29 protein-coding genes are annotated in these 26,231 nt (G+C 48.2%); 28 read left to right on the forward strand and 1 reads right to left on the reverse strand.

What is annotated here, in order from left to right; translation table 11 throughout:
- The first annotated feature begins 17 nt into the window (after positions 1 to 17).
- The 10 genes from CR205_RS05130 to rnc all read left to right on the forward strand — a co-directional run bounded on the left by CR205_RS05130 (position 18) and on the right by rnc (position 9,287).
- On the forward strand, positions 18 to 869 hold the full coding sequence (locus tag CR205_RS05130) for a DegV family protein (protein ID WP_110517596.1): 852 nt from the start codon (positions 18 to 20) through the stop codon (positions 867 to 869).
- Positions 870 to 1,046: 177 nt separating this feature from the next.
- Complete coding sequence (gene sdaAB, locus CR205_RS05135; RefSeq protein ID WP_110517598.1) at positions 1,047 to 1,709, forward strand: L-serine ammonia-lyase, iron-sulfur-dependent subunit beta; 663 nt, start codon at positions 1,047 to 1,049, stop codon at positions 1,707 to 1,709.
- A gap of 12 nt (positions 1,710 to 1,721) precedes the next feature.
- Positions 1,722 to 2,603, forward strand: coding sequence for an L-serine ammonia-lyase, iron-sulfur-dependent, subunit alpha (gene sdaAA, locus CR205_RS05140; RefSeq protein ID WP_110517600.1), 882 nt, complete (start codon positions 1,722 to 1,724; stop codon positions 2,601 to 2,603).
- Complete coding sequence (gene recG, locus CR205_RS05145) at positions 2,600 to 4,645, forward strand: ATP-dependent DNA helicase RecG (protein WP_110517602.1); 2,046 nt, start codon at positions 2,600 to 2,602, stop codon at positions 4,643 to 4,645. Before sdaAA ends, recG begins: the two co-directional genes overlap by 4 nt.
- Positions 4,646 to 4,828: 183 nt before the next feature.
- Positions 4,829 to 5,401: a transcription factor FapR gene (gene fapR, locus CR205_RS05150; RefSeq protein ID WP_110517604.1), complete on the forward strand. Its 573-nt coding sequence runs from the start codon at positions 4,829 to 4,831 to the stop codon at positions 5,399 to 5,401.
- A 4-nt stretch (positions 5,402 to 5,405) separates the two neighbouring features.
- Entirely contained in the window at positions 5,406 to 6,410 is a 1,005-nt protein-coding gene (gene plsX, locus CR205_RS05155; RefSeq protein ID WP_110517606.1) for a phosphate acyltransferase PlsX, read from the forward strand.
- Positions 6,403 to 7,347, forward strand: a complete 945-nt coding sequence (gene fabD, locus CR205_RS05160) for an ACP S-malonyltransferase (protein ID WP_110517608.1) — start codon at positions 6,403 to 6,405, stop codon at positions 7,345 to 7,347. The genes plsX and fabD overlap by 8 nt, the downstream gene beginning before the upstream one ends.
- Positions 7,348 to 8,091: a 3-oxoacyl-[acyl-carrier-protein] reductase gene (gene fabG, locus CR205_RS05165; protein ID WP_110517610.1), complete on the forward strand. Its 744-nt coding sequence runs from the start codon at positions 7,348 to 7,350 to the stop codon at positions 8,089 to 8,091. It begins immediately after the preceding gene.
- Positions 8,092 to 8,152: 61 nt separating this feature from the next.
- Complete coding sequence (gene acpP / locus CR205_RS05170) at positions 8,153 to 8,386, forward strand: acyl carrier protein (RefSeq protein ID WP_110517611.1); 234 nt, start codon at positions 8,153 to 8,155, stop codon at positions 8,384 to 8,386.
- Between the two features lie 130 nt (positions 8,387 to 8,516).
- Positions 8,517 to 9,287, forward strand: coding sequence for a ribonuclease III (gene rnc / locus CR205_RS05175; protein ID WP_110517613.1), 771 nt, complete (start codon positions 8,517 to 8,519; stop codon positions 9,285 to 9,287).
- An 81-nt stretch (positions 9,288 to 9,368) separates the two neighbouring features.
- Here the strand turns inward: rnc and CR205_RS05180 are convergent, their stop codons facing one another.
- Positions 9,369 to 9,578 (reverse strand): DUF1128 domain-containing protein, encoded by a 210-nt coding sequence (locus CR205_RS05180; RefSeq protein ID WP_110517614.1) that lies wholly within the window; start codon positions 9,576 to 9,578, stop codon positions 9,369 to 9,371.
- Positions 9,579 to 9,931: 353 nt separating this feature from the next.
- Between CR205_RS05180 and smc the strand changes: the two genes are divergently transcribed.
- The 18 genes from smc to dprA all read left to right on the forward strand — a co-directional run bounded on the left by smc (position 9,932) and on the right by dprA (position 26,176).
- The gene (gene smc, locus CR205_RS05185) at positions 9,932 to 13,501 is read left to right on the forward strand and encodes a chromosome segregation protein SMC (protein ID WP_110517616.1); all 3,570 of its coding nucleotides are present in this window, start codon (positions 9,932 to 9,934) and stop codon (positions 13,499 to 13,501) included.
- Between the two features lie 13 nt (positions 13,502 to 13,514).
- Entirely contained in the window at positions 13,515 to 14,519 is a 1,005-nt protein-coding gene (gene ftsY, locus CR205_RS05190) for a signal recognition particle-docking protein FtsY (RefSeq protein ID WP_110517618.1), read from the forward strand.
- Positions 14,520 to 14,617: 98 nt separating this feature from the next.
- Complete coding sequence (locus CR205_RS05195; protein WP_110517620.1) at positions 14,618 to 14,947, forward strand: putative DNA-binding protein; 330 nt, start codon at positions 14,618 to 14,620, stop codon at positions 14,945 to 14,947.
- 13 nt (positions 14,948 to 14,960) lie between these two features.
- A complete protein-coding gene (gene ffh / locus CR205_RS05200) occupies positions 14,961 to 16,313 on the forward strand; it encodes a signal recognition particle protein (RefSeq protein WP_110517622.1) in 1,353 nt (450 codons plus the stop codon).
- Between the two features lie 149 nt (positions 16,314 to 16,462).
- Positions 16,463 to 16,735 carry a 30S ribosomal protein S16 gene (gene rpsP / locus CR205_RS05205; protein ID WP_110517624.1) on the forward strand — a complete coding sequence of 91 codons (273 nt, stop codon included), beginning with the start codon at positions 16,463 to 16,465 and terminating at the stop codon, positions 16,733 to 16,735.
- An 80-nt stretch (positions 16,736 to 16,815) separates the two neighbouring features.
- Positions 16,816 to 17,043 carry a KH domain-containing protein gene (locus CR205_RS05210; protein WP_110517626.1) on the forward strand — a complete coding sequence of 76 codons (228 nt, stop codon included), beginning with the start codon at positions 16,816 to 16,818 and terminating at the stop codon, positions 17,041 to 17,043.
- A gap of 70 nt (positions 17,044 to 17,113) precedes the next feature.
- Positions 17,114 to 17,533 carry a YlqD family protein gene (locus CR205_RS05215; RefSeq protein WP_110517628.1) on the forward strand — a complete coding sequence of 140 codons (420 nt, stop codon included), beginning with the start codon at positions 17,114 to 17,116 and terminating at the stop codon, positions 17,531 to 17,533.
- A complete protein-coding gene (rimM, locus tag CR205_RS05220; RefSeq protein WP_110517630.1) occupies positions 17,523 to 18,044 on the forward strand; it encodes a ribosome maturation factor RimM in 522 nt (173 codons plus the stop codon). The genes CR205_RS05215 and rimM overlap by 11 nt, the downstream gene beginning before the upstream one ends.
- Positions 18,041 to 18,778 (forward strand): tRNA (guanosine(37)-N1)-methyltransferase TrmD, encoded by a 738-nt coding sequence (gene trmD / locus CR205_RS05225; protein WP_110517632.1) that lies wholly within the window; start codon positions 18,041 to 18,043, stop codon positions 18,776 to 18,778. The genes rimM and trmD overlap by 4 nt, the downstream gene beginning before the upstream one ends.
- Positions 18,779 to 18,900: 122 nt before the next feature.
- On the forward strand, positions 18,901 to 19,242 hold the full coding sequence (gene rplS, locus CR205_RS05230) for a 50S ribosomal protein L19 (protein ID WP_110517634.1): 342 nt from the start codon (positions 18,901 to 18,903) through the stop codon (positions 19,240 to 19,242).
- 507 nt (positions 19,243 to 19,749) lie between these two features.
- On the forward strand, positions 19,750 to 20,295 hold the full coding sequence (lepB, locus tag CR205_RS05235) for a signal peptidase I (RefSeq protein WP_110517636.1): 546 nt from the start codon (positions 19,750 to 19,752) through the stop codon (positions 20,293 to 20,295).
- Positions 20,296 to 20,306: 11 nt separating this feature from the next.
- Positions 20,307 to 21,155 (forward strand): ribosome biogenesis GTPase YlqF, encoded by an 849-nt coding sequence (gene ylqF, locus CR205_RS05240; protein WP_110517638.1) that lies wholly within the window; start codon positions 20,307 to 20,309, stop codon positions 21,153 to 21,155.
- A 352-nt stretch (positions 21,156 to 21,507) separates the two neighbouring features.
- Positions 21,508 to 22,278: a ribonuclease HII gene (locus tag CR205_RS05245; protein WP_110519693.1), complete on the forward strand. Its 771-nt coding sequence runs from the start codon at positions 21,508 to 21,510 to the stop codon at positions 22,276 to 22,278.
- A 109-nt stretch (positions 22,279 to 22,387) separates the two neighbouring features.
- The gene (locus CR205_RS05250) at positions 22,388 to 22,570 is read left to right on the forward strand and encodes a hypothetical protein (RefSeq protein WP_110517640.1); all 183 of its coding nucleotides are present in this window, start codon (positions 22,388 to 22,390) and stop codon (positions 22,568 to 22,570) included.
- Positions 22,570 to 22,776: a hypothetical protein gene (locus tag CR205_RS05255; protein ID WP_110517642.1), complete on the forward strand. Its 207-nt coding sequence runs from the start codon at positions 22,570 to 22,572 to the stop codon at positions 22,774 to 22,776. The genes CR205_RS05250 and CR205_RS05255 overlap by 1 nt, the downstream gene beginning before the upstream one ends.
- Positions 22,777 to 23,095: 319 nt before the next feature.
- Positions 23,096 to 24,259: an ADP-forming succinate--CoA ligase subunit beta gene (gene sucC, locus CR205_RS05260; RefSeq protein WP_110517644.1), complete on the forward strand. Its 1,164-nt coding sequence runs from the start codon at positions 23,096 to 23,098 to the stop codon at positions 24,257 to 24,259.
- A gap of 18 nt (positions 24,260 to 24,277) precedes the next feature.
- Positions 24,278 to 25,183 (forward strand): succinate--CoA ligase subunit alpha, encoded by a 906-nt coding sequence (gene sucD / locus CR205_RS05265; RefSeq protein ID WP_110517646.1) that lies wholly within the window; start codon positions 24,278 to 24,280, stop codon positions 25,181 to 25,183.
- A gap of 117 nt (positions 25,184 to 25,300) precedes the next feature.
- Positions 25,301 to 26,176, forward strand: coding sequence for a DNA-processing protein DprA (dprA, locus tag CR205_RS05270; protein WP_110517648.1), 876 nt, complete (start codon positions 25,301 to 25,303; stop codon positions 26,174 to 26,176).
- Positions 26,177 to 26,231 lie beyond the last annotated feature (55 nt).

Below are 26,231 nucleotides of genomic sequence, written 5' to 3' on the forward strand. Positions count from 1 at the left end.
AATCGGGGGCTGATCGTATGGGAAACGTGAAGGTTGTTACAGATTCAACGGCGGATCTTCCTCAGGAACTGATCGATGAACTCAACATTACGGTCGTTCCGCTGAAGGTACATTTCGGTAATGAAACGTTTGAAGATGGAGTGGATCTCACTCCGGATGAGTTTTATCAGAAACTGGGTGAGACGGATCGCATGCCAAGCACGTCCCAGCCGACCCCTTTTCAGTTTGAAGAACAGTACCGGTCACTGGCGGATGAAGATACATCTATTATTTCCATTCATCTTTCTTCCCGCCTGAGCGGAACGTATCAGTCAGCCGTGATTGCTTCCGGAGAACTGGAAGGGCAGGTGGATGTCACCGTCATCGATTCCCGGAAAGCATCGTATGCGATCGGCATCATTGTGGCGGAAATTGCTCAGATGGCCGCCAACGGCGCGGGAAAAGAAGAATGCCTTGCCAGGCTCGATGTCCTGCTTGAAGATACTACGGTTTACTTCATGGTCGATACACTCGAATTCCTTGAAAAGAACGGACGGATCGGGAAGGCTTCTGCCATGCTCGGCTCCCTGCTTAAAATTAAACCGATTCTTTCCCTTAACGATGAAGGGGAGGTCTACCCGGCTGATAAGGCCCGCGGCTCCAAAAAAGCCGCAGCTAAAATGATCAGTGAGCTGGAAAAACAGTTTGGAAATGACCCTGTTCAAATTGGACTGTCACATGCTCTTGCCAGAGAAGCGGCTGAGGAACTCGCGTCAAAAGCAGAGGAACATTTAAACGTTCAAAGTACAGTCATTACGACAATTGGACCGGTAATCGGTGCCCATGTAGGGCCGGGAACCATTTCCTTATCTGTTATGAAAGTAAATTAACTGAAAAAATCCTGCCTGTTAAAGGGGAGGATTTTTTTATGCGCGGGTATATTGAGAACGTTTCCAGAAAACGAACGTAGTGATTTTCGCCGGGATTTGTTACGATAGACAGGAATGGTTAAGAGAACGTGTGGTCCCCGGCCTGTCCGGCATCACATGGCAGAGGAGGAGAGACACATGAAATTCCGCAGTGTCTTTGATATTATCGGTCCGGTTATGGTAGGACCGTCAAGTTCACATACTGCAGGGGCTGCCCGGATCGGGCTTGTGGCCCGCCATCTTTTTCAGACGCAGCCTGAATGGGCTGATATTCATCTATATGGTTCTTTTGCAAAAACTTACCAGGGTCACGGAACAGATGTAGCGCTCGTCGGGGGCATACTGGGATTTGATACAGACGATCCCCGGATTCCCGACGCATTAAAGATGGCCGAAGAAAAAGGCATGAAAGTCACTTTCATTGAGGAAAAAGACGATCATGATCATCCGAATACGGTTAGAATCCGGCTCGGTAAAGGGGACGACCGTATGGAACTCGTAGGGATTTCCATTGGAGGCGGAAAAGTGGAAGTGAAAGAATTAGATGGGTTCAAGCTGAGGCTGAGCGGGAATCACCCCGCCATTCTCGTCGTTCACAATGACCGCTATGGTGCAATTGCATCCGTTGCCGCGGCCCTTGCAGAAGAAGAAATTAACATCGGACACATGGAAGTGTCAAGAAAAGATAAAGGGAAAGAGGCTCTGATGGTCATTGAAGTCGACCAGAACGTCAGTACTGAGCTGCTCAAAAAAATCGGCTCCCTTTCCGCAATCGAAAAAGTCACCAAAATTCATGATTAGGAGGGACGGCCGATGTTTCACAGTGTCAAGGAATTACTTGAAATTACAGAGAAAAGGAACATACCGATTTCCGAAGTGATGATTGAGCAGGAGATGGAGATCCATAACCGGACCCGCGATGAAATCATTGCCCAGATGGATAAAAACCTCACGGTCATGGAACAGGCAGTTGAGCGGGGAATCAAGGAAGAAGTAAAGTCTGTTTCCGGCCTTACTGGAGGAGACGGCAAAAAGCTTTATAACTACATCCAGACTAATGATACGCTTGCGGGGCCTCTTCTGCTCGATGCTGTGGCAAAGGCGATGGCCACAAACGAAGTGAACGCCGCCATGGGAACCATCTGCGCCACACCGACAGCTGGCTCTGCCGGGGTCGTACCCGGTGTTCTTTTCAGCCTTAAGGATAAACTGAAGCCGGAACGGGAGGATATGATTCGATTTCTGTTTACGAGCGGGGCTTTCGGATTTGTAGTGGCAAACAACGCCTCTATATCCGGTGCTGCCGGCGGCTGTCAGGCAGAAGTTGGGTCCGCCGCAGGAATGGCAGCAGCAGCAGCTGTGGAAATGGCAGGAGGAACGCCCAAACAGAGTGCAGAAGCGATGGCAATTACATTGAAAAACATGCTTGGACTTGTCTGTGACCCGGTTGCAGGCCTTGTGGAGGTCCCGTGCGTGAAGCGAAATGCTGCCGGTGCTTCCAATGCGATCGTATCGGCGGACCTTGCTCTGGCGGGTATTGAAAGCAGAATTCCGGCTGACGAAGTGATCGATGCCATGTACAGAATCGGCCAGTCCATGCCTTCAGCCTTGCGTGAAACTGCTGAAGGGGGGCTAGCGGCGACACCGACAGGCCGGCGCCTGCAAAAAGAAATATTCGGTAGCAAGCCGCGCTGACATTGAATCTGGACCTGCCTGTAATACACGTGAATGGAGTAGGAGAGCGCTCGTCAGAGCTGCTCTCCTCTCTCAATATACATACAGTCGGTGATCTGCTAGAACACTTCCCTTTCCGCCATGAAGATTACGCCATAAGGCCCCTTGATGAAATTGCCCATGAGGAGAGAGCGACAGTCAGGGGCACCGTACACAGTGAGCCGGCTCTCCGTTTTTACGGGAAAAAGAAGTCACGGCTGACAGTCCGGCTTCTTGTTGATGGACTGCTTATTCAGGCGATTTTTTTTAATCAGCATTATCTTAAATCCAGATTTGTTCTCGGTGAGGAAGCGGTAGTCACCGGAAAGTGGGACCGCAGCCGTGCACAGCTCTCACCTGCTGTGATGACCGCAAAAAAACAAACAGAGGAACAAGGGCTTGAGCCGGTTTATCCCCTTAAAGGGGATTTGAAAATGTCGACATTAAAAAAGTGGATTAAAGAAGCGATGGATACATACGGACACGAACTGACTGAAACGCTTCCTGCACAGCTGATCGAAGCCTACAAATTGATGGACCGGCAGGAAACCATCCGTCAGCTCCACTTTCCATCGTCATCCGGCAACCTTAAACAGGCAAGAAGACGAATGATTTATGAAGAACTCCTCTTATTTCAGCTTAAAATGCAGACCTTTCGTAAACAGGAGAGGGAACAGCAGGAAGGCAGAGGAAAGCGTTTTTCCGAAGGCGCTGTCCAGACCTTTACAGAAAAACTGCCTTTTCCCCTTACAGGAGCCCAGAAAAAAGTAAAACAGGAAATATTGAAGGATCTCTCTTCACCATACAGAATGAACCGGCTCCTCCAGGGGGATGTGGGGTCCGGGAAAACGGTAGTTGCTGCGATTGCCCTTTATGCAGCCGTTAATGCGGGCAGCCAGGGGGCCCTGATGGTACCGACTGAAATTTTGGCCGAGCAGCACAGCGAATCCTTAAAATCCCTTCTGGAACCTGAAGGTATAACAGTCCGTCTGCTGTCTGGCAGTGCCCGCGCCAAAGAGAGGAGAGAGACACTTGAATCTCTTGCAAATGGCGAGACAGATATTTTAATCGGCACCCACGCGCTTATACAGGAAGGGGTGGATTTTAAAAACCTCGGTCTGGTAATCACAGATGAGCAGCATCGTTTCGGTGTGAATCAGCGCAAAATTTTGCGAGAGAAGGGTCTTTACCCGGATGTGCTGTTCATGACAGCCACGCCGATCCCGCGGACTCTTGCTATTTCCGTATTTGGTGATATGGATGTATCTGTTATCGATGAGATGCCCAAAGGGCGCAAACCGATTGAAACCTACTGGGCCAAGCCGGATATGTTTGGGCGGGTACTTGCATTTATGGAAAAGCAGCTTCGTGCCGGCCGACAGGTGTATGTCATCTGCCCACTTATTGAAGAGTCGGACAAACTTGATGTACAAAATGCCATCGATATTCATGTGAAGCTGTCGGAAGCCCTGCCGGACTTTTCGTGCGGATTGATGCACGGGCGTCTCGCTGCCGAAGAGAAAGACCAGGTCATGAAAGCTTTCGCAGAAAACCATGTGCATCTTCTTGTTTCCACCACAGTGGTGGAAGTTGGTGTGAATGTTCCCAATGCGACACTGATGGTGATTTATGATGCGGAACGTTTTGGCCTTGCTCAGCTTCACCAGCTCAGAGGGCGTGTCGGGAGAGGCAGCGACCAGTCGTACTGCATTCTTCTGGCCGATCCTAAATCTGATAACGGGAAAGAACGGATGCAGGTGATGACCGAAACCAATGATGGATTCGAACTATCGGAGCGTGATCTGGAACTTAGGGGACCAGGTGATTTTTTCGGCCGCAAACAAAGCGGACTTCCGGAATTCAAGGTTGCAGATCTCGTACATGACTACCGGGTTCTTGAAGTAGCCAGGCAGGACGCAGCAAAACTCGTGGATTCCGATGCCTTCTGGAACTCAAAGGACTACGAAGCCCTGAGGTTCTGGCTGGAAAAAGAAGGCGTGTTTGATACGGAGCGGCTTGACTGAAAGTGTCAGATCCCAGCTGCTAAAATGCAAACACCTTTCGATAAACCGCGGCAACACCAGGAATAAGCACTTATTTCTTTACTTGAAAACTGAATCCGGCAATTATATACTACTGTTAGTACCTAGTCATATAACATGGGGAAAATCCGTCTAACAGACACTATGCCTGGAAGTGATTCAGAAATGAAAATGTCCAAAAAGGACCGTCAGCCCCGGCTGAGGCAGGAAATTGATAAAAATCCATTTGTGACGGATGATGCTCTGGCTGACTCGTTCGGTGTGAGTGTTCAGACCATCAGGCTCGATAGACTTGAACTGAATATTCCTGAAGTAAGAGAGCGGATTAAAGATGTGGCAAGACAGCAGTATGACACTGTCAAAGCGCTCCAGATGGAAGAGATCATCGGAGAGATGGTCGATCTTGAGCTTGATAAATATGCGATCTCCATTCTTGATATCAGGGAGGAGCATGTATTTACGCGGACCGGCATCGCAAGGGGACATCATCTTTTTGCCCAGGGGAATTCCCTGGCGGTTGCCGTTATTGATGATGAACTTGCTCTCACCGCTAAATCGAGTGTGTCTTTTAAACGACAGGTCCGGCAGGGAGAGCGGGTCGTTGCAAAAGCGGTTGTTACCGGGATCCAGGGAGACCGCACCTTTGTGACTGTAAACAGCCACGTAGGACAGGAACTCGTTTTTACCGGGGAATTTTCCATGTTCCGTCAACAGCATTCAGAGGAGAAAGAAGGTTAAGGTAATGAAACTTGCGATCGATGCCATGGGCGGTGACCACGCCCCGCAGGCAATCATAGAAGGAGTAGAGCAGGCACTCCGGGAATACAGCGATCTGAAGGTTACGCTATTTGGCGATAAAGAACAAATAGAGCAGTACATAATACAGGGAGACCGTGTGGAAATCGAACATACCGATGAAACAATTTCAAGTGATGACTCTCCTGTAAGAGCGGTGAGAAGGAAAAAGAATTCCTCCATGGTCAGGGCTGTTCAGGCAGTCAAGGACGGCCAGGCTGATGCGTGTATTTCAGCAGGTAACACAGGGGCCTATATGACAGCAGGTCTGCTTGTTGTTGGCCGGATTAAGGGAATAGAGAGGCCGGCGCTCTCGCCGATGCTTCCGACGCTGGGAGGAGAAGGCTTTCTCCTTCTCGATGTAGGCGCAAATATGGATGCCAAGCCGTCTCATCTGGTGCAGTACGGAATGATGGGAAGCATTTATATGCAGAAAGTACGGGGAGTGGCCAAACCGCGGGTAGGTCTGCTTAACGTAGGAGGCGAAGCCGGGAAGGGGAACGATCTGACGAAGCAGGTATATCAGCAGCTGCAGCAGACAGACCTTAACTTTATCGGTAACGTGGAAGCAAGGGATCTTCTGAACGGCGCTGCCGATGTTGTCGTATGTGACGGTTTTTCCGGCAACCTCGTACTTAAATCAATAGAAGGTACAGCTCTTTCCATCTTCTCTCTGCTGAAAGAGGAGCTGACATCTTCATTAAAGAATAAACTGGCAGCGGGTGTTCTCAAGCCCTCTTTCAAACAGATTAAAATGAAGCTGGACTATTCGGAATACGGCGGCGCAGGCTTGTTCGGCCTTAATGCACCGGTCATTAAAGCACATGGATCGTCGGATGCGAGAGGAATCTTCAGTGCTGTCCGGCAGGCAAGGACGATGCATAATGAGAATGTGGTCGATCTGATTACAGATGAGATCAGATCCGATAAGGGGGAACTTGCAGATGGGTAAAACAGCTGTTCTGTTTCCGGGACAGGGGTCCCAGAAAACAGGTATGGGTCAGGAACTTGCTGAAAACTTCGAGAAGGCGAAAAAGGTATTTGCCGAAGCGGATGAAGCACTCGGGTTTTCACTGTCCAGCATGATCTTTGAAGGAACCGAAGAGGCACTCAGACGTACAGAAAATACACAGCCTGCACTGCTGACAACAAGTATAGCCATTTGGGAAGTGCTGAAGGAAAAGGGTGTATCAGCGGATTTCGCTGCAGGACACAGCCTTGGAGAATATTCGGCGCTTGTCGCTGCCGGAAGTCTCTCGTTCACTGAAGCCTGCCGCGCTGTGCGCACACGTGGCCAGCTCATGGAGGAAGCCGTTCCTCAAGGGCAGGGTACGATGGCTGCGGTCCTTGGAATGGACCGGGATGAACTGGATGCGATTACCAAAAAAATATCCGCCGAAACAGGTTCTGTCCAGGCAGCCAACTATAACTGTCCCGGCCAGATTGTAATTTCCGGATCTGCCGAAGGTGTAAAAGAAGCATCTGCTGCTCTTAAGGAAGCTGGTGCCAAGCGTGTTCTTCCTTTGAATGTAAGCGGTCCGTTTCATTCAGAACTGATGAAACCTGCGGCAGGAAAAATGAAAGAAAAGCTTGCAGAACTGTCTTTTCAAAACCCTGAAATGCCGGTCATTGCAAATGTAACCGCACGTCCGGTAAACGATGGAGAAGAGATCGAGCAGCTTCTATACGAGCAGATCTATTCCCCTGTCCTATGGGAGGATACAATTCGCACCCTTGATTCAGAAGGTGTGGATACGTTTATCGAAGCGGGACCGGGCAAGGTGCTCAGCGGTCTTGTTAAGAAAATCAACCGCCGAGCCAAAGTGCTTCCTGTATTCGACGAAGAAACACTCGAGTCAGCACTGAAAGTATTAGAGGAGGGGAAATAAATGCAGTTTGAAGGACAAAATGCCCTTGTTACAGGTGCCTCCAGAGGAATCGGAAGAGAAATTGCCATTCATCTTGCTAAAAACGGTGCAAACGTGGCGATTAACTATGCCGGACGCGAAGACCGTGCTCTTGAAACAGCGAAAGAGTGCGAAAGTTATGGGGTAAAAGCCATTACAGTTCAGGCAAACGTGGCTGACGGCAAAGACGTTCAGGATATGGTAAAAGTCGTTCTCGCTGAATTCGGTTCTCTTGAAATCCTCGTTAACAATGCCGGGATTACTAAAGACGGTCTGATCATGAGAATGAAAGAAGAAGATTTTGAATCTGTCATTGATATCAACCTCAAAGGCGTGTTTAACTGTTCAAAAGCCGTGACCCGCCAGATGATGAAGCAGCGCTACGGCCGGATCATTAACATTTCCTCTGTCGTAGGGGTTCTCGGTAATGCCGGGCAGGCAAACTATGTGGCGAGTAAAGCTGGCGTGATCGGGCTTACAAAGTCCATGGCACGGGAGCTTGCGAACCGTAATATTCAGGTAAATGCTGTTGCACCGGGATTTATTGAAACGGACATGACTGACGCGCTCAGTGAGGATGTGAAAGAAGCCATGCTCGGCCAGATTCCACTTGGAAAACTCGGGTCTGCATCCGATGTGGCGCAGGTGGTTACATTCCTGGCGGGTGAAGGGGCAGGCTATATGACAGGCCAGACACTGCACGTGGACGGCGGCATGGTAATGTAGCAGATTTTTCTGGTCTTCCGGGCCGGATTATCCTATAATGACTTGAGAGGAGGTGAAAGACATGGCAGCGACACTTGATAGAATCGCCAAAATCGTTTCCGAGCGTCTTGGAGTTGACGAAGCTGAGGTAAAACCTGAAGCAACGTTCAAAGAAGACCTTGGTGCAGACTCCTTGGATGTAGTAGAACTCGTTATGGAACTTGAAGACGAGTTTGATCTTGAAATTTCCGATGAAGATGCTGAAAAAATTGCTACTGTTGGTGATGTGATCACTTACATAGACAATCAAAAATAAGCAAGTAAACACTTGGCCTGAGTTTCTGCAGTTTCAGTGCCGGCATCACGATGGTGAGGCCGGCAGAAAACTGCAGGTGACTCGGGCTTTAATCAGTGAATGAACCGTGAAACAACAGATGGGGGTACTCATGCAACAGTCGCGAAAAGTCCGAAGAAAAGGGTTGAAACGGCAGCCAAAAAAAATTCAGATGTCAAAAGCACAAAAGATGCAGTATAAGCAGTTTCTCCGGTCACTCGGGTTTGAATTTGAAAACGAGGATTTGTTTATTCAGGCTTTTACCCATTCATCCTACGTAAATGAACACCGGATTCGTCCCCATGACGATAATGAAAGACTTGAGTTTTTAGGCGATGCGGTTTTGGAATTGGCCATCTCGCAATTTCTGTTTAAGACCTTTGACACGATGAGTGAAGGTGAGATGACCAAACTCAGAGCTGCCATCGTATGTGAACCCTCTCTTGCAAGGTTTGCAGGTGATCTTCACTTTGGGGAGCACGTTCTTCTCGGAAAAGGGGAGGAGATGACCGGAGGCAGAACGAGACCGGCCCTTCTGGCAGATGTGTTCGAATCATTTGTCGGGGCCCTTTATCTTGATCAGGGTCTTGAGGCCGTCTACGTGTTTCTGGAGAAACATGTCTACCCTAAAATCAAACAGGGTGCATTTTCCCATATGATGGACTTTAAAAGCCAGCTGCAGGAATTTATTCAAAGAGAAGGCCATGGTCAGGTTCAATACCGGATCGTCCATGAAAAAGGTCCTGCGCACTGCAGGGAGTTTGTGAGTGAGGTCTGGCTTGAAGAAGAAAGTCTCGGTACCGGTACCGGCCGTTCCAAAAAAGAAGCCGAACAGCACGCAGCCCAGCAGGCGCTGGAAAAGCTCAACAAAGATGAGGCCTGAGGCGTAATGATACATGTAAAACATAAAAAGCTTCCAATTATCCATGCGATAATCGGAAGCTTTTTTCCTGGATTTAACGTTTTATTTTCTCATTTGGCCCAGTTCGGATACAATGGCATCCATTTCATTCACGCTGAAGCTGTTACGGCTCATCACGTGAGCGTGAACTTCCTCAAGGTCATCGAACTTCTCGAGGTCAAAATCTTTCGCTTTAATGGCCCCTGCATTCACGATCTGAAGCTTCCCTTTAATATCATCAAGCATTTCATTGATGCGCTCTTCGTTTTTCATTATCGGTCATTCCTTTCTATCTGGTGCTGTTTCCTCTCTTATTCTAACACGGTTCAGAAATTTGAACACCGGCAAGTACCGTTTTCCAAAGGATGTGCAGGGTCCAAGGGAGCGGAACAGGTGTGTCGGAGTGTGTCATTTTGTCGATATCCTGCCTGCGAAAGTGGATTCCCACCGCACGAAGGTCGATAATCGTAAAAAAAACTGATACCCGGTATTTAAACAACTGCCATCTCTGCACACCCTTTCCCCGAGACGTTCCAAATCAGAAACAGAGTATGGTAAAATAGTTAAGTTACAAGGAAGAAATGCCACCCGCTGCACAGGCGGACGGAATAAAGAGGTGGATAGCATTGTTTTTAAAACGACTCGACCTGATCGGCTTTAAATCATTTGCCGACAGGCTTTCGATTGATTTTGTTTCCGGTGTGACCGCAGTAGTCGGCCCAAACGGAAGCGGCAAAAGCAACATTTCCGATGGAATCCGGTGGGTGCTTGGCGAACAGTCAGCCAAAAATCTCCGCGGAGGAAAAATGGAAGATATCATTTTTTCCGGAACCGACACGAGAAAACCGCTGAATATGGCGGAAATTACCCTTACCTTAAATAACGAAAATCAGCACCTGGCGATCGACTACAGTGAAGTAAGCGTCACAAGACGTGTGTACCGCTCAGGTGAAAGTGAGTATCTTATAAATAACCAGACGTGCAGGCTCAGAGATATTATCGATCTGTTTATGGACTCGGGTCTTGGAAAAGAATCTTTTTCCATTATCGGCCAGGGAAGGATCGAAGAGATTCTGAGCAGTAAACCGGAGGAACGAAGAAAAATCTTTGAAGAGGCTGCCGGTGTACTAAAATACAAGAACCGCAAAGTGAAATCAGAGAAAAAGCTTGCAGATACACAGGACAACCTGAACAGAGTGGACGATATTCTCCATGAGCTGCACGGTCAGGTTGGACCGCTCAGGGAGCAGGCCGATATTGCAAGGGACTATCTGGAACGTAAAGCTGAGCTGAAAGAAGTGGAAACCGGTCTGATCGTTAAAGAAATTGAAGAACTTCATCAAAGATGGACCGCTGAAAAGAATAATCTCGCTTCCTTCAGACAGAAAGAGGAAGCGCTGCAGTCTGATGCTCAGATTAAAGAAAAAGCGGCCGAGCAGTGCAAGAGTGATATCCATGAATTTGACGAGTCCATTCAGAAACTTCAGGATATCCTGCTTACGGCAAGTGAGGATCTTGAAAAGAAAGAAGGACAGAAGCAGGTCTGGCACGAACGGAAGAGGAACTTCACAAAAAACCGTGAACAGTTTAAGGACGAGATTGAACGTCTGAAAGAGCAGAGCATGGAACTGGCTGAAAAAGTGTCAAAGCGCCAGTCAGATGCAGACAGCGCAGCAGAAAAGCTGTCATTCACACAGAAAAGTCTGAAGCAGGACAGGGAAAAGCTGCACCGGCTGAGCGGGAACCATGAAGACGAGGTTGAACAGCTGAAGGCTGACTACATAGAGTTTCTGAACGAAGCCGCAGCACTCAAAAATGAAAAACGGTACCTTGAAGACCAGCTCTCTAAACAGTCTTTTAAAGAAAACAGGCTTGAGACTGATAATAAAGGTCTGCTTGAAAAGAGAACACAATTAACTGAAAAGCAGTCTTTAAGTTCAAAAGCTCTCGAAGAAATCCGCAAAAAGCTGGAAGCTGCTGCCGATTCGTTCAGGGAGCAGCAGTCCAGTCTTGAAAAGAGCGAAGCCCTTTACCGTAAGAAAGAAGCCCTCCTCTATGAAGCATACCGTCACGTGGAACAGCTCCGTTCCAAAAAAGACGTCCTTGAAGACATGCAGAATGACTATGCCGGTTTCTTTCAGGGGGTAAAGGAAATTCTTAAAGAGCGAGACCGTACATTTTCAGGAATTGAAGGTGCGGTGGCAGAGTTGATTGACGTGAAAAAAGAGTACGAAACCGCCATTGAAACGGCGCTGGGTGCTTCCCAGCAGCACGTGGTTGTTGCGGACGAAGCGACGGGAAGAAAGGCGATTTCCTGGCTCAAACAAAAACACCTCGGCAGAGCAACGTTTCTTCCTATGGACGTGATCAGGCCCCGGAACCTTAGTGAAAGCGACCGTTCACAGCTTCAACAGGCACAGGGGTTTGAAGGTGTGGCAAAAGACCTGGTCGACTATGATCCCCGGTATGAAAATGTCGCGGCACAGCTGCTCGGGAATGTGATTGTGGCCACGGGAATGAAAGAGGCAAACGGTATTGCCAGGCTGCTGCGTTACCGCTACCGGATCGTCACGCTGGAAGGCGACGTAATTAATCCCGGGGGAGCTATGACAGGCGGAAGTGCAAACCGGAAAAAATCGCAGCTGCTTGGAAGACAGCAGGAGCTTGAGCGGCTGTCCGATAAGCTTTCAAAGCTTGAGCAGGAATCCAACATGCTCCGCCAGGAAGTTGAAGCCCGGAAAGAAGAAATCGCAGAGCTCAGAAGATCCCTGAACAGCAAGAGATCCGAGGGAGAAGTGTTAAGGGAACAAGAGCATGAAGAGAAGGACCGTCTTAGGGAAGCGGAGATGGCGATTGCGAATCTGAATGAGCGCCTCCGGATTTATGACCAGGAGAAAAACGAATTCGCAAGGGAGCGCTCGGAACGGGAATCGCGCTTTGCAGAGCTTGATTCAAGGATTGCTGAAGCCGAGACGGAAACCGTGAGGCTCAATGAAAAAATTCAGAACGCCAAAACCATTCAGGCTGAACAGGCGGTTTCAAAGGAAACGCTCCAGAAAGCTGTGACTGAAGGTCAGATTCAGGAGACGAAGGAGCAGGAACAGCTTCACTATCTTGAAGAAACACTCCGTTCGCTTCGGGATTCCTATAACTCCGTCACTGGTGAACTGAATGCTAAACAGCAGGAATATGACCAACTGAGTACCGAAATTGATTCCCAGGCTGATGATGGGGTGACTCTGGAGCAGCTGATTGAAAAACGGAGAAACGAAAAGCAGAACACGATTAGACTGATTGCCAGACAAAAATCAGAACGACTAAACCTTCAGCAGGAACTTGATGATACAGAACGGGAATTAAAAGAGCAGAAGCGGCTCGTGAAACAGATGAGCGATGCTGTCAGGGAAACTGAAGTGGCAGTAAACCGCACAGATGTGGAACTGGACAACCGGCTTAAAAAGCTTGAAGGTGAGTATGAACTCACCTATGAAGCTGCGAAGGCTCACCATGCTATTGAACTGTCCATAGAAGAGGCCCGTACGAGAGTAAAACTGATTAAGCTTAGTATAGAGGAACTGGGTTCCGTAAACATTGGCGCCATTGACGAATACGAGAGAATCAGGGAGCGCTATGATTTCCTTCTCAGCCAGAAAGAAGATCTGGAGTCGGCCAAGGCGACGCTAATGCAGATCATTAGTGAGATGGATGAAGAGATGATCCGGCGCTTCAGTGAATCTTTTGAAAAAATCCAGGAGCACTTCCAGGATGTCTTCGTCCAGCTTTTTGGAGGCGGCCGTGCCGGGCTGGTATTAACGGAGCCGGACAACCTGCTGACATCGGGAGTGGATATCGTCGCCCAGCCGCCCGGGAAAAAACTGCAGAACCTTGGTCTCCTGTCAGGCGGGGAGAGGGCTCTTACGGCAATCGCACTTCTGTTCGCGATACTTCAGACGCGGCCTGTTCCTTTCTGCGTTCTTGATGAAGTTGAGGCTGCACTTGACGATGCCAATGTGGCCCGCTTCGCCCAGTACCTTAAGGAATTCAGCGGGAAGACCCAGTTTATTGTTGTGACACACCGTAAAGGAACGATGGAAGAAGCGGATGTTCTCTACGGTGTGACTATGCAGGAATCAGGCGTGTCCAAACTTGTAAGTGTACGAATGGAAGAGACAGAAGCCCTAGTCGGCGCAAACTGAATGGAGGATCATGATGAGCTTTTTTAAAAAACTTAAAGATAAGATTACGAATCAGACAGAAACAGTCACGACGAAATTTAAGGATGGTCTTTCAAAAACCCGCGATTCTTTCGTCGGCCAGATGAATGAACTCGTCAAAGATTACCGGAAAGTGGACGAGGAATTTTTTGAGGAACTGGAAGACATCCTTATTTCAGCCGATGTAGGTGTCAACACCGTGATGCAGCTGATCGATGAGCTTAAAGACGAAGCCCGGAGAAGAAATATCAGCCAGGCAGAAGACATTCAGCCGGTCATTTCCGAAAAACTGGCAGAAATGCTCCAGAAAGAAGAGGATGAGAGCGAGCTTAATATGCAGAAAAATGCCATGACTGTCATCCTTTTTGTCGGTGTGAACGGCGTTGGAAAAACGACCACAATCGGAAAGATGGCCCATAAGTTCCGTGAAGAAGGTAAAAAGGTCGTCCTTGCTGCCGGGGACACCTTCCGTGCCGGAGCCATTGAACAGCTTGAAGTCTGGGGGGAGCGCGCAGGTGTGGACGTCGTGAAGCAGCAGGCGGGATCAGATCCTGCAGCCGTCATGTATGATGCTGTTCAGTCCGCAAAGTCAAAAGGAGCAGACGTCCTGCTCTGTGATACGGCAGGCCGGCTTCAGAACAAAGTTAATCTGATGAACGAACTGGAAAAGGTCAAGCGGGTCATCAGCCGGGAAATCCCAGATGCACCGCACGAAGTGCTGCTTGTTCTCGATGCCACCACCGGCCAGAACGCTATGAGCCAGGCAAAAACGTTCTCGAAGTCGACAGACGTATCAGGAATCGTTCTGACAAAACTCGACGGCACCGCCAAAGGGGGAATCGTCCTGGCAATCCGCAATGAACTGGACATCCCGGTTAAATTTGTCGGCCTCGGTGAGGGTATGGATGATCTTCAGCAGTTTCAGGCTGATCAGTATGTCCATGGGCTTTTTGCTGATGTTCTTCATGAAGCAGAAGAAGCCGCCGCTGAAAGAGAGTGAAGCGGATAGTGCGTCAAGATATTTTCTTGACATAGGTTGCCCTATCCTGTATTATTGGTGATTGTAAAGGATATTCACTTAACAAGGCGGTGCGTCCGGTGATTGACAAAACCATACGAATAAATTACCTGTATGATTTTTATCAGTCCCTTCTGACCGGCAAACAGAATAATTACATGCGGATGTATTATCTGGACGACTGGTCTCTCGGGGAGATTGCCGACCACTTTCAGGTGAGCCGGCAGGCGGTATATGATAACATCAGGCGTACGGAAGCATTGCTTGAAGAATACGAAGAAAAATTATCGCTTTTTGAGCGGTATCAGGAACGGAGCGGGCTTATGAAGAAGCTCCGGTCCCTTATAGAAGACGGTAAAGATCGTGAGGACATTCTTCGCGTCCTCCAAAAGGTGGAGAATCTGGAATAAAGGGGGCAGCCGGATGGCATTTGAAGGACTGGCGGAGCGGCTCCAGGGGACTTTAAATAAAATCCGCGGCAAAGGGAAGGTATCAGAGGCTGACGTTAAAGTGATGATGCGTGAAGTCAGACTGGCTCTTCTTGAAGCGGATGTTAACTTTAAAGTCGTCAAGGATTTTATCGCCCGTGTAAAGGAAAGGGCTGTAGGGCAGGAAGTACTCGAGTCCCTCACACCCGGACAGCAGGTTGTAAAAGTAGTAAATGAAGAGCTGACCGCACTTATGGGCGGGGAGCAGAGTAAAATTGCAACAGCGCAGAAACCGCCGACCGTGGTCATGATGGTCGGACTTCAGGGTGCCGGTAAGACGACAACAACCGGAAAGCTTGCCAACCATCTGCGTAAAAAGCACAACCGGAACCCGTTGATGGTGGCTGCCGATATTTATCGTCCAGCCGCAATTAAGCAGCTTGAAACTCTTGGGAAACAGCTGAATATGCCTGTCTTCTCAATGGGAGACCAGGTAAGCCCGGTAGAAATTGCGCGAAATGCCATTGCAAAAGCAAAGGAAGACCATCACGATTATGTTCTGATTGATACAGCAGGCCGTCTGCATATTGATGAGGAACTGATGAGTGAACTCGATGATGTGAAAGAACTGGCCAAGCCTGACGAAATTCTGCTTGTGATCGATGCGATGACAGGTCAGGATGCGGTTAATGTGGCAGAGAGCTTCAACGAACGTCTCGGCATAACCGGGGCTGTTCTTACCAAGCTTGACGGAGATACCCGCGGCGGTGCGGCACTGAGTGTCAGAGCCGTGACGGGAACCCCGATTAAATTTGCCGGGATGGGTGAGAAGACCGATGCCCTTGAACCATTCCATCCTGAACGGATGGCGTCACGGATTCTCGGGATGGGTGACGTTCTTACCCTGATTGAAAAAGCCCAGACCAATGTTGACGAAGAACGTGCAAAAGAGCTTGAGCGTAAAATGAGAACCAATGAGCTTACCTTCGATGACTTTTTGGAACAGCTCGCACAGGTAAGGAGCATGGGGCCTCTTGATGAACTTCTCAACATGATGCCTGGTGCCGGGAAAATGAAGGGGCTGAAAAACGTCCAGGTCGATGAAAAACAGATCGGCCAGATTGAAGCGATCGTCCGTTCGATGACGAAAGCGGAAAAAGAAGATCCGTCTATCCTGAATGCAAGCCGCAGAAGACGGATTGCCAAAGGAAGCGGGACGTCTATTCAGGATGTTAACCGCCTGATTAAACAGTTTGGCGAAATGAAAAAGATGATGAAGCAGATGTCCGGCATGCAGAAAGGCAAGAAAAAGGGCGGCATGGGTGGCATGAAGTTTCCGTTTATGTAGGTATTGAAGTGTCCAGAGCCCTGTCCTGTAAAGGAATTTCACTGTGTTAAGTTTTTTTCCTTTACGGGGGGTTGTGAACAGCCGGAGACTATGATAACATTCTTTAAGTGTGAAAATGATAGTGTGAATTTTATTTGGAGGTGAAACACATGGCAGTTAAAATTCGTCTTAAGCGTATGGGAGCTAAGAAATCTCCTTTCTACCGCGTAGTTGTTGCTGATTCACGTTCTCCACGTGATGGCCGCTTCATCGAGGAGATCGGAACATATAACCCTTTAGTAAACCCTGTTAAGTTCGACGTGAATGAAGAAAAAGCGTTGAAATGGATGGGAGAAGGCGCAAAGCCTTCCGACACTGTTCGTAACCTTTTCTCAAACGTTGGCTTGATGGAAAAGTTTCACAATGCGAAAAACGCAAAGTAAGCTTTTCAAATAGAAGCAGATGATGAGAAGGAGGCTTCAATGTCTCCTTCTTTTTACACATCTGCAGTGAGGTGAGTGAGATGAAAGAATTAGTCGAGTCAATTGCAAAATCCCTTGTAGATCACCCCGAAGATGTCCGTGTCACTGAACACGACGAAGGTCGTTCACTCACATTAAAGCTTTCCGTACACGCAGATGACATGGGAAAAGTAATCGGGAAACAAGGGCGCATTGCCAAGGCAATTCGTTCGGTCGTGTATGCAGCAGGTGCAAACAAGAACAAGCGCATCAACCTGGAAATCGGGTAAAGGGTGGGGGATACCTCTCCCTTTTTACGTATGTTCCGGCTGATGGGCCACTTTAGCGGAGGTGAAGAGGTTGCAAATTCTTAAAAAAGTAGTTGTAAAGCAGATTCTCACAGACAACAGCAAAACCCGTCTGAAAGAGCAGTTCCTCTCCAAGCAGTATCAGCTGAATAAAGAAGTACAGCAGCTTGAATTTGTACTTCATAAGAAACTGAAAGACACGAAGAATAACGCAAATTACCAGAACTCTCTGAAAGAGAGTTTCCGGCGTGAGATGCAAAGACGTAAAGAACGCATCCGTCAGCTTGAACTCAAGCTTTCCCAGCTGGATGAACTCGATCTTGGCGCGGAAGTCCGCGAAGGCTCGATCCAGATGATCGAGGAAGTAGAAGAAGGGGATAACTGGGAAGACATCATGAAAGGTACCGAGATAGTCGTAAAAGACGGTATGGTTCATGAAATCCGCAAAGGCGGCATGCACGATGACGACTGATTGGCTGAACGTGGGTAAGATTGTGAATACCCACGGCATCCGCGGAGAAGTCCGCGTGATTTCCCGGACCGATTTTCCTGAGGAGAGATACGTTCCGGGAGCTAAGCTTTATGTGCAGACGGGGGACAGCCAGCGACGTGAAGTGACGGTCGCTTCATCCCGTAAGCACAAACAGTTTGATCTGCTTGCTTTTGAAGGACTGGACAATGTTAACGATGTTGAAAGCTTTAAAGGCCATCTTCTCCAGGTTCCGGCAGGTATAGAACCTGATCTGGAAGAAGGGGAGTACCTGTACAGGGAGATCATCGGCTGTGAAGTGGAAACAACAGAGGGCCTTAACATAGGTACGATCAGGGAAATTCTCTCCCCCGGCGCAAATGATGTCTGGGTTGTCAAACGGCCGGGAAAAAAAGACGCGCTTATTCCGTACATCGAACCTGTTGTTAAATCTGTTGATCCAGAGCAGAAGAAAGTGACCATCGAACTTCTGGAAGGGCTGATTGACGAATGAGAATGACGGTTCTCACCCTTTTTCCCGAAATGTTTGAAGGAGTATTTAACACATCCATTCTCGGACAGGCACAGAAAAAGGGCATCGTTTCGTACGATGTCGTTAATTTCAGAGATTACAGCAGCGACCGCCACAACCGGGTAGACGATTATCCCTACGGCGGGGGAGGCGGCATGGTGCTTACCCCGCAGCCGCTGTTTGATGCTGTGAAGGCACAAAGAGAAGACGGAGCGAAAGAGCCGAGAATCATTCTTCTCTGCCCCCAGGGGGAGCGTTATGACCAGCGGAAAGCAGAAGAGCTATCAAAGGAAGACCATCTGGTTTTCCTCTGCGGTCACTATGAAGGGTACGATGAGCGGATCAGAGAGCACCTTGTAACGGACGAAATCTCCATTGGTGACTTTGTACTGACTGGGGGAGAACTGGGTGCCATGACGATTGCAGACAGTGTAACAAGGCTGTTGCCCGGTGCACTCGGAAATGAAACGAGTGCCGTCACTGACTCCCACAGTACCGGTCTGCTCGAATATCCTCATTACACCAGACCGTCGGATTATGAAGGTATGAAAGTCCCTGAAGTCCTTTTAAGCGGTCACCATGAGCGGATCGAAACGTGGAGAAGAGAGCAGGCCCTCAGACGTACATTTGAGCGCCGGCCCGATCTTTTGGAAAAAGCTGACCTCATGGAAGAAGACAGACAGTACATTGAGAAACTGAAGCAGGAAAGGGAATAATTTTTCTTGTTTCAGAGGTTCTGGTGTGCTATTATATACCTTGTGGCTTTGCGTCACATGATCAAGATGCTCCGCTGTCCGCAAAAAGGGCAAGAACATCTGGAGGAAGGAGGCGAACAGACATGGAACAAATCATTCGTGATATTACTAAAGATCAGCTGAAAAGCGACCTTCCTGAATTCCGTGCCGGCGACACAGTACGCGCGCACGTAAAGGTTGTTGAGGGAACTCGCGAGCGTATCCAGGTATTCCAAGGTGTTGTTATCAAGCGCCGCGGATCCGGTATCAGCGAAACGTTCACTGTTCGTAAGGTATCCAACGGTGTTGGAGTCGAGCGTACATTCCCGGTACATTCACCTCGTCTTGCTGAGATTGAAGTGACCCGCCGCGGTAGAGTACGTCGTGCGAAGCTTTATTACCTGCGTGCACTTCGCGGTAAAGCTGCCCGAATTAAAGAACGCTAAAATGACTGATGAAAAGAGGTGCTCCAGAAAAAGGTCGTCTGATCTTTTGAGGAGCGCCTCTTTTAGTTTGGGCAGGTTGAGGCTGAAGTGTCAGTAAAACTTCTATTTGCGCAGCTGACGCCAGCAGCGAGACTCCTGCGGCAGAGAAGAGCATCGGCATCTCGATTACGTTCCGATTTGCTTCGACACAGCCAGCTTCGAAGCTTTGCTTGAAGAGGAAGAAGCAGGCTGGCAGGGAAAGACCCCCCCAGGCGCAGCCGAGGAGGCTCACCGCCACGGAAAGCGAGCGGATGGCGTTTAGCGGAGCTTCGCAAAACTGACGGAAGGGTATACTCATTTAAGATATAAAAAGAGGTATTCTCATTATATCTTTTATACATAAGAAAGCGGACGTCTGACCTGTTTTGCCTGCCGTCCTGATTTATTGTGGCAGGAGCAGCTTTTATCCTTTACAATAGAAAATAGTTATTCAACTACCAGAATCTGAGCATAATGGAGGCAGAATGAATGGCCAAGTCAGAATCGTGGGAATGGCTGAAAGCTGTTGCCGTTGCCCTGTTGCTAGCTGTAGTGATCCGGTTTTTCTTCTTTGCCCCAATTGTTGTGGACGGAGAGTCCATGATGCCGACACTTGAGCACAATGATCGTATGATCGTAAACAAGATCGGGTATAACATATCAGAACCGGACCGCTTTGATATTGTCGTGTTTCATGCTACACATACAAAAGACTACATTAAGCGGGTCATCGGCCTCCCTGGTGATACAGTAGCCTATGAAGACGATGTGCTTTATATAAACGGAGAAGCGGTGGAAGAGCAGTATCTTGATGATTACAAAGAAAATGCAAACCGGATGCCGTTTACGGGCGACTTTACTCTTGAGGAAGTGACCGGCTATGAAACAGTACCGGAAGGGCATATGTTTGTGCTCGGAGATAACAGGCAGCACAGTAAAGACAGCCGGCACATCGGCATGATTCCCTACGACGAAGTAGTGGGGAAGGCAAACTTTGTTTTCTGGCCTGTCAATGAATTCCGAATTGTAAACTAGGAGTGTCAGCCATGTCCATACAGTGGTTTCCCGGCCATATGGCCAAAGCAAAGCGAGAAGCAAAAGAAAAGATGAAGCTGATTGACGTGGTTATAGAGCTTCTTGATGCGCGGATTCCCCTATCCTCACGCAACCCGGTAATCGATGAAATTACCGGAGGTAAACCGCGGATAATCATTTTGAATAAAGCAGATCTTGCTGATCCTGAAATAACAAAAGCGTGGAAGGCCTACTTTGAAAGTGAAGGACACCACGTCCTCGAAGCCGATGCACAGAAAGGCAAAGGGGTTCAGGGGATCGGCCCCGCTGTAAGAGAAGAGGCAGCAGGGATGATTGAAAAGATGAAACGGAAAGGGATGAACCCCCGTGCCATCCGAGCTCTGATTCTCGGCATACCCAATGTGGGGAAATCGACACTGATTAACCGCCTCGCCAGTAAAAAAATCGCCCGAATCGGCGATCGTCCCGGTGTAACGAAAAGTCAGCAGTGGATTAAAGTCGGCAAGGAAATGGAACTGCTTGATACACCAGGTATACTCTGGCCGAAATTCGATGACGAAGCTGTCGGTTACCGTCTGGCACTTACCGGTGCCATTAAGGAAGAACTGTTTGATTTTCAGGACTCGTCTGCTTTTCTGCTGAAGGAACTGAAAAAATCCTACCCGGAACTGCTTAAATCCCGTTACAGCCTTGAAGAACTGCCTGACGACCTTCTTGCACTATTTGACGAGATTGGCAGGCGCAGAGGGTGTCTCATCAGCGGTGGTAATATCGATTACGACCGGACTGCCGAACTGATTTTCAGAGATTTCAGAGCCGGCAAATTCGGGCGTGTCAGTCTGGAACAGCCTGCAGATTAGATAGTAGAGAGGCCGGGACATAAAGAAAGTGTTCAGTATAAAATGTGAACAAAAAGCTGACTAGCTCCTGAAAAACATACGCCGACTCCTGCAGGAGGCTCAGCCGCTTCCTGCGGAAAGCGGTGTATGTTTTCAGGAGCGATTTAGTGCTCAGCAAAGGGATTGTTCGGATTTTCGTCTGTAAAAAACACTTCTGTCCCGGTCTCTTTTTATTTGGCTGTTTTCTTACAGAATAAGTCTGTTTTCAGAAAATCATAATGTGTCTAACCGTCCGTCAGTTCAGCCGCAAGTCCGCTGACTTGCCCGGATGGTAAACACAGGCGCTGGGAGTAAAGGAGAATCACGATTGGATATTAAAAAGAAGTCAATAGCAGACATTAAAACCCTCCTCGAACATAATGAACCTGATCTGACATTAACGGAAGAACTGAAGAAAGATTCAAGAAAAGGAGTGCAGAAACTTCTCGCTTCCTATGAAAAAACAATTCAGAAAAAGATTCAGTTGAGAGACCAGTTCCGTGAAATGTCCATCTGCGAAAATGACATGAGACGGCAGGGGTTTAAGGCAATTGCAGGGATTGACGAAGTAGGACGGGGACCACTGGCAGGGCCGGTCATCGCAGCCAGTGTGATTTTACCGCACGACTTTTTCCTGCCGGGACTGACTGACTCCAAAAAGCTGAGTGAAACGCAGAGAGAATCATTTGCAGCATACATAAAAGACCATGCCATTGCCTGGGGAACCGGTACAGCAGATGTTCAGGAAATTGACAGGGATAATATTTATGAAGCAACTAAGACCGCTATGATGCGTGCTGTAGCCAATATGTCAGCAGAAGCCGATTATCTGCTTCTGGATGCGATGAAGCTTCCCCTTGATACGCCGCAGACCTCCCTGATCAAAGGGGATTCCAAAAGCATCAGTATCGCGGCAGCTTCTGTTATTGCCAAAGTCACAAGGGACAACTATATGAAAGAGCTGGATCGCCTACATCCGGGTTATGCTTTTGCATCCAATATGGGCTATGGAACAAAAGACCATGTAGATGGTCTCAGGACAAAAGGAATCACACCGGAACACCGGAAATCCTTTGCACCTGTAAAAGCCTGTATGAATAAGTAACGAAGCACTATTGTACAAGGAAGCTGAAAAATAAGGAATCATTTTCCTGTTTGTCCTCTCTTATTCCTGTTAATGCTAAGTGTAATTAACTTTACTGGAGGTATGAGAGATGCAGAAAGATGAACAGTTACGTTACGGTCTGCTGGTCGATGGGCTTGATGAGTACATGGATACTTACCGTCAGGAAATTGCGGAGGAGTTTGGTGTTTTCCGCTCAGTCGGAGAATCAGACCAGATTACACAGAACGCGACCAAAAGTATTCTTGACCGCATGAAGAAGGATAAAAAGTAATGCCTCTTAACAGGAAACAGGAGAAAGGCCGAAAGTCAGCCCGTCCGGCTCGGCAGGAAAGCCGTATTCCTGGTAAAACGTCTTATGACAGTGAAGAGCTGGAAGATACCATGATGGGCCCTGCTGTCAACAATGAGGACATGTATAAACGAGATAACGATCATACAGATGCCGGGATTATGGAAGACCGGCGCGGCCCTTTCTGACCGCCCTGTTTCAGGGCGGTTTAATTCTGCCTGAAACTGATCGAGTGAGGGGTATTTTCTGATTTATTCGAAAAAATGTTCTTGGCTGTTCTGCCGGTGACTTCTGAACCGGAAAACAAATTTCCTTAAAAATTTGAGCAATTGGGACACAAAACAGACAAAAGTATAGTAGAATAAAAGCTGTGTGACGGAACCAGACAGTTGAGTCAGGTGCCGTTTCCACACAAAAGGACAGATTTTTATTTTTAAAAGGGTTTGTGAAAGATTTAGCGAATTCCTATTATGATTTACGATGCACAATTAAGTTAGGAGGATGGCAATGAATATCCATGAGTATCAAGGTAAAGAAGTACTAAGAAATTACGGTGTCGCGGTTCCTAACGGAAAAGTGGCTTATTCAGTGGATGAAGCTGTAGAAGCAGCCCAATCTCTAAGCACGGATGTAACCGTTGTCAAAGCCCAGATCCATGCTGGCGGACGCGGGAAAGCAGGCGGAGTTAAGGTTGCCAAAAATCTGGATGAAGTGCGTACATATGCCGATGAAATTCTCGGTAAAACACTGGTGACACACCAGACGGGTCCAGAAGGTAAAGAAGTAAAGCGCTTACTTATCGAAGAGGGCTGTGACATTAAAAGTGAGTACTACGTAGGTGTGGTTGTTGACCGCGATACGTCCCGTATTACGATGATGGCGTCTGAAGAAGGCGGAACGGAAATTGAAGAGGTGGCAGAAAAAACTCCTGAGAAGATTTTCAAAGAAGTCATCGACCCGGTTGTCGGTCTTATGCCGTATCAGGCACGCCGTCTTGCGTTCAACATTAACATTCCAAAAGAACTTGTCCGCGATGCGGTCAAATTCATGATGGGTCTATACAAGGCGTTTGAAGAAAAGGACTGCTCCATTGCGGAGATCAATCCACTTGTAACTACTGGGGACGGGAAAGTAATGGCTCTGGATGCGAAGCTGAACTTCGATTCCAACGCCCTTTACCGCCAAAAAGACATCATTGAGCTTCGTGACCTTGACGAAGAAGATGAAAAGGAAATTGAAGCGTCCAAGCACGACCTGAGCTATATTGCCCTTGATGGCAACATCGGCTGTATGGTTAACGGTGCAGGCCTTGCCATGGCAACAATGGATATTATCAAGCATTACAGTGGAGACCCTGCCAATTTCCTTGACGTAGGCGGCGGTGCAACGAAAGAAAAAGTAACCGAAGCTTTTAAGATTATCCTTTCGGATAAAAGCGTAAAAGGTATTTACGTAAATATTTTCGGCGGCATTATGAAGTGCGACATTATTGCCGAAGGTGTCGTAGCAGCTACAAAGGAAATGGGACTTGAACTTCCGCTCGTTGTCCGTCTTGAAGGAACAAACGTAGAGCTTGGCAAACAGATTCTTGAAGATTCCGGACTGAACATCACAGCCGCTGATTCAATGGCAGACGGCGCTCAAAAAATCGTTTCTCTAGTGAAACAGTAAGAAAGGACGGGACAGCAGATGAGTATCCTTATTAATAAAGACACTAAGCTTATTGTACAAGGTATCACCGGTGCAACAGGACTTTTTCATACAAAGCAGGCAGTTGAGTACGGGACAAACGTCGTTGGCGGTGTAACGCCAGGAAAAGGCGGGACCGAAGTTGAAGGCATCCCCGTTTTTGACACGGTAAGTGACGCAGTGAACCAGACGGGAGCCAACGCTTCTGTCGTTTATGTTCCGCCTGCATTTGCAGCTGACGCAATCATGGAAGCAGCAGATGCTGGAATTGAGCTTGTGATTACCATTACAGAAGGTATTCCTGTAACGGATATGATAAAAGTGAAACGTTATCTTGAAGATAAAGAAACACGCCTGATTGGACCAAACTGTCCTGGCGTCATTACACCGGACGAGTGCAAAATTGGTATCATGCCCGGCTACATTCATAAAAAAGGCCATGTAGGTGTTGTCTCACGTTCTGGTACCCTCACTTACGAAGCTGTTCACCAGCTTTCTACTGAAGGAATCGGCCAGTCAACAGCTGTCGGAATTGGCGGCGACCCGGTTAACGGAACGGACTTCATCGATGTACTCAAGCAGTTCAACGAAGATGATGACACGTATGCTGTTATTATGATCGGTGAAATCGGCGGAACAGCTGAAGAAGAAGCTGCAGAGTGGATCAAAGCCAACATGAAAAAGCCGGTAGTAGGCTTTATCGGCGGTCAGACTGCACCTCCAGGAAAACGCATGGGCCACGCAGGTGCGATTATTTCCGGCGGTAAAGGCACAGCTGCTGAAAAAATCAAGACGCTTGAAAACTGCGGTGTAAAAGTCGCGCAAACTCCTGCTGTTATGGGGGAGACTTTGATTGCGTCTCTTAAAGATAACGATATATACGAAAAATGCGTTACACATAAATAAATCAAAGGTACTTTGCTCCCCCGTTCTCTTCGGGGGAGCTTCCTTTCCTTATTTCCTTATCTAATTCCCCTTCAGACTCTCCATTTACCCCATCTCACAAGAAAGCAGGAAGAAAAAATGAATACACTCCGCGAACGCCTCCTTTATCTGCAGCATGCCGCAGGGGCAGGTGCTTCTTTTGTGCACCAGCTTCTCAATGCAGATCCTGAACTTTCATCCCCGTTTGACATGAATCCCGGCCAGCTTGCAAAGGCGGGCAAAATTTCCTTATCCAGAGCAGGCAGAATATGCGGGACCCTTAAAGACCTGCAGCTTCGGCGGATTGATCTCCCAAAACTATACGCTAAGGAAAGGGCAGGCTGGTTCACTATTTTTGATAATGAGTATCCTCCATTACTGAAAACGATTTATGACCCCCCAGCTGTCCTGTTTTACCAGGGTGATCCATCTATCCTCAAAAACGTCTCTCCTCTTGCCGTAATTGGTCCCAGAAAGCCGTCAGAAGAAGCACTGGCAATCATGAACACTCTGCTCCCCCCTGTACTTAAAAGAAAGTTTCTGATCGTCTCAGGCCTTGCAGAAGGGGTGGATCGGCTTGCACACGAAATCAGCCTTTCCTGGAACAGTCCGACTGCAGCCGTCCTCGGTTCAGGTTTTCATCATATCTATCCCCGCTCAAACGTATCCTTAGCGAGAACAATAGCTCACTCCAATCTTCTATTAAGCGAATATGCTCCATGGCAAAAGCCGAACAAGTGGCAGTTTCCTGAAAGAAACCGCCTTATCAGCGGTCTTACAAAAGCGGTTCTGATCATTGAGGCCCGTGAGCGGAGCGGAACGATGATTACGGCCGGCACAGCACTTGAACAGGGGAGAGATGTGTTTGCCGTCCCAGGCTCCCCGTTAAAAAAAGAGTCCGCCGGATGTATTCGCCTGATTCAGGATGGGGCAAAAGCCGTCCTCTGCTCGAATGACATTCTTGAAGAATTTTGAGATTCAAATGTATGAAAACGAAAAAAACGAGCATAACTGACTACTGATGAGAACG

Source organism: Alteribacter lacisalsi, assembly GCF_003226345.1.
Lineage (GTDB): Bacteria > Bacillota > Bacilli > Bacillales > Salisediminibacteriaceae > Alteribacter > Alteribacter lacisalsi.

What these genes read in the sequence shown, in the direction of transcription:
- plsX (WP_110517606.1), top strand. Translation starts at nt 5,406, where the DNA reads ATGAAACTTGCGATCGATGCCATGGGCGGTGACCACGCCCCGCAGGCA.
- fabG (WP_110517610.1), top strand. Translation starts at nt 7,348, where the DNA reads ATGCAGTTTGAAGGACAAAATGCCCTTGTTACAGGTGCCTCCAGAGGA.
- acpP (WP_110517611.1), top strand. Translation starts at nt 8,153, where the DNA reads ATGGCAGCGACACTTGATAGAATCGCCAAAATCGTTTCCGAGCGTCTT.
- rnc (WP_110517613.1), top strand. Translation starts at nt 8,517, where the DNA reads ATGCAACAGTCGCGAAAAGTCCGAAGAAAAGGGTTGAAACGGCAGCCA.
- CR205_RS05180 (WP_110517614.1), bottom strand. Translation starts at nt 9,578, where the DNA reads ATGAAAAACGAAGAGCGCATCAATGAAATGCTTGATGATATTAAAGGG.
- CR205_RS05210 (WP_110517626.1), top strand. Translation starts at nt 16,816, where the DNA reads ATGAAAGAATTAGTCGAGTCAATTGCAAAATCCCTTGTAGATCACCCC.
- ffh (WP_110517622.1), top strand. Translation starts at nt 14,961, where the DNA reads ATGGCATTTGAAGGACTGGCGGAGCGGCTCCAGGGGACTTTAAATAAA.
- sdaAA (WP_110517600.1), top strand. Translation starts at nt 1,722, where the DNA reads ATGTTTCACAGTGTCAAGGAATTACTTGAAATTACAGAGAAAAGGAAC.
- lepB (WP_110517636.1), top strand. Translation starts at nt 19,750, where the DNA reads ATGGCCAAGTCAGAATCGTGGGAATGGCTGAAAGCTGTTGCCGTTGCC.
- fapR (WP_110517604.1), top strand. Translation starts at nt 4,829, where the DNA reads ATGAAAATGTCCAAAAAGGACCGTCAGCCCCGGCTGAGGCAGGAAATT.
- fabD (WP_110517608.1), top strand. Translation starts at nt 6,403, where the DNA reads ATGGGTAAAACAGCTGTTCTGTTTCCGGGACAGGGGTCCCAGAAAACA.
- rimM (WP_110517630.1), top strand. Translation starts at nt 17,523, where the DNA reads ATGACGACTGATTGGCTGAACGTGGGTAAGATTGTGAATACCCACGGC.
- rplS (WP_110517634.1), top strand. Translation starts at nt 18,901, where the DNA reads ATGGAACAAATCATTCGTGATATTACTAAAGATCAGCTGAAAAGCGAC.
- ftsY (WP_110517618.1), top strand. Translation starts at nt 13,515, where the DNA reads ATGAGCTTTTTTAAAAAACTTAAAGATAAGATTACGAATCAGACAGAA.
- rpsP (WP_110517624.1), top strand. Translation starts at nt 16,463, where the DNA reads ATGGCAGTTAAAATTCGTCTTAAGCGTATGGGAGCTAAGAAATCTCCT.
- sdaAB (WP_110517598.1), top strand. Translation starts at nt 1,047, where the DNA reads ATGAAATTCCGCAGTGTCTTTGATATTATCGGTCCGGTTATGGTAGGA.
- CR205_RS05130 (WP_110517596.1), top strand. Translation starts at nt 18, where the DNA reads ATGGGAAACGTGAAGGTTGTTACAGATTCAACGGCGGATCTTCCTCAG.
- sucC (WP_110517644.1), top strand. Translation starts at nt 23,096, where the DNA reads ATGAATATCCATGAGTATCAAGGTAAAGAAGTACTAAGAAATTACGGT.
- CR205_RS05250 (WP_110517640.1), top strand. Translation starts at nt 22,388, where the DNA reads ATGCAGAAAGATGAACAGTTACGTTACGGTCTGCTGGTCGATGGGCTT.
- ylqF (WP_110517638.1), top strand. Translation starts at nt 20,307, where the DNA reads ATGTCCATACAGTGGTTTCCCGGCCATATGGCCAAAGCAAAGCGAGAA.
- sucD (WP_110517646.1), top strand. Translation starts at nt 24,278, where the DNA reads ATGAGTATCCTTATTAATAAAGACACTAAGCTTATTGTACAAGGTATC.
- trmD (WP_110517632.1), top strand. Translation starts at nt 18,041, where the DNA reads ATGAGAATGACGGTTCTCACCCTTTTTCCCGAAATGTTTGAAGGAGTA.
- CR205_RS05255 (WP_110517642.1), top strand. Translation starts at nt 22,570, where the DNA reads ATGCCTCTTAACAGGAAACAGGAGAAAGGCCGAAAGTCAGCCCGTCCG.
- dprA (WP_110517648.1), top strand. Translation starts at nt 25,301, where the DNA reads ATGAATACACTCCGCGAACGCCTCCTTTATCTGCAGCATGCCGCAGGG.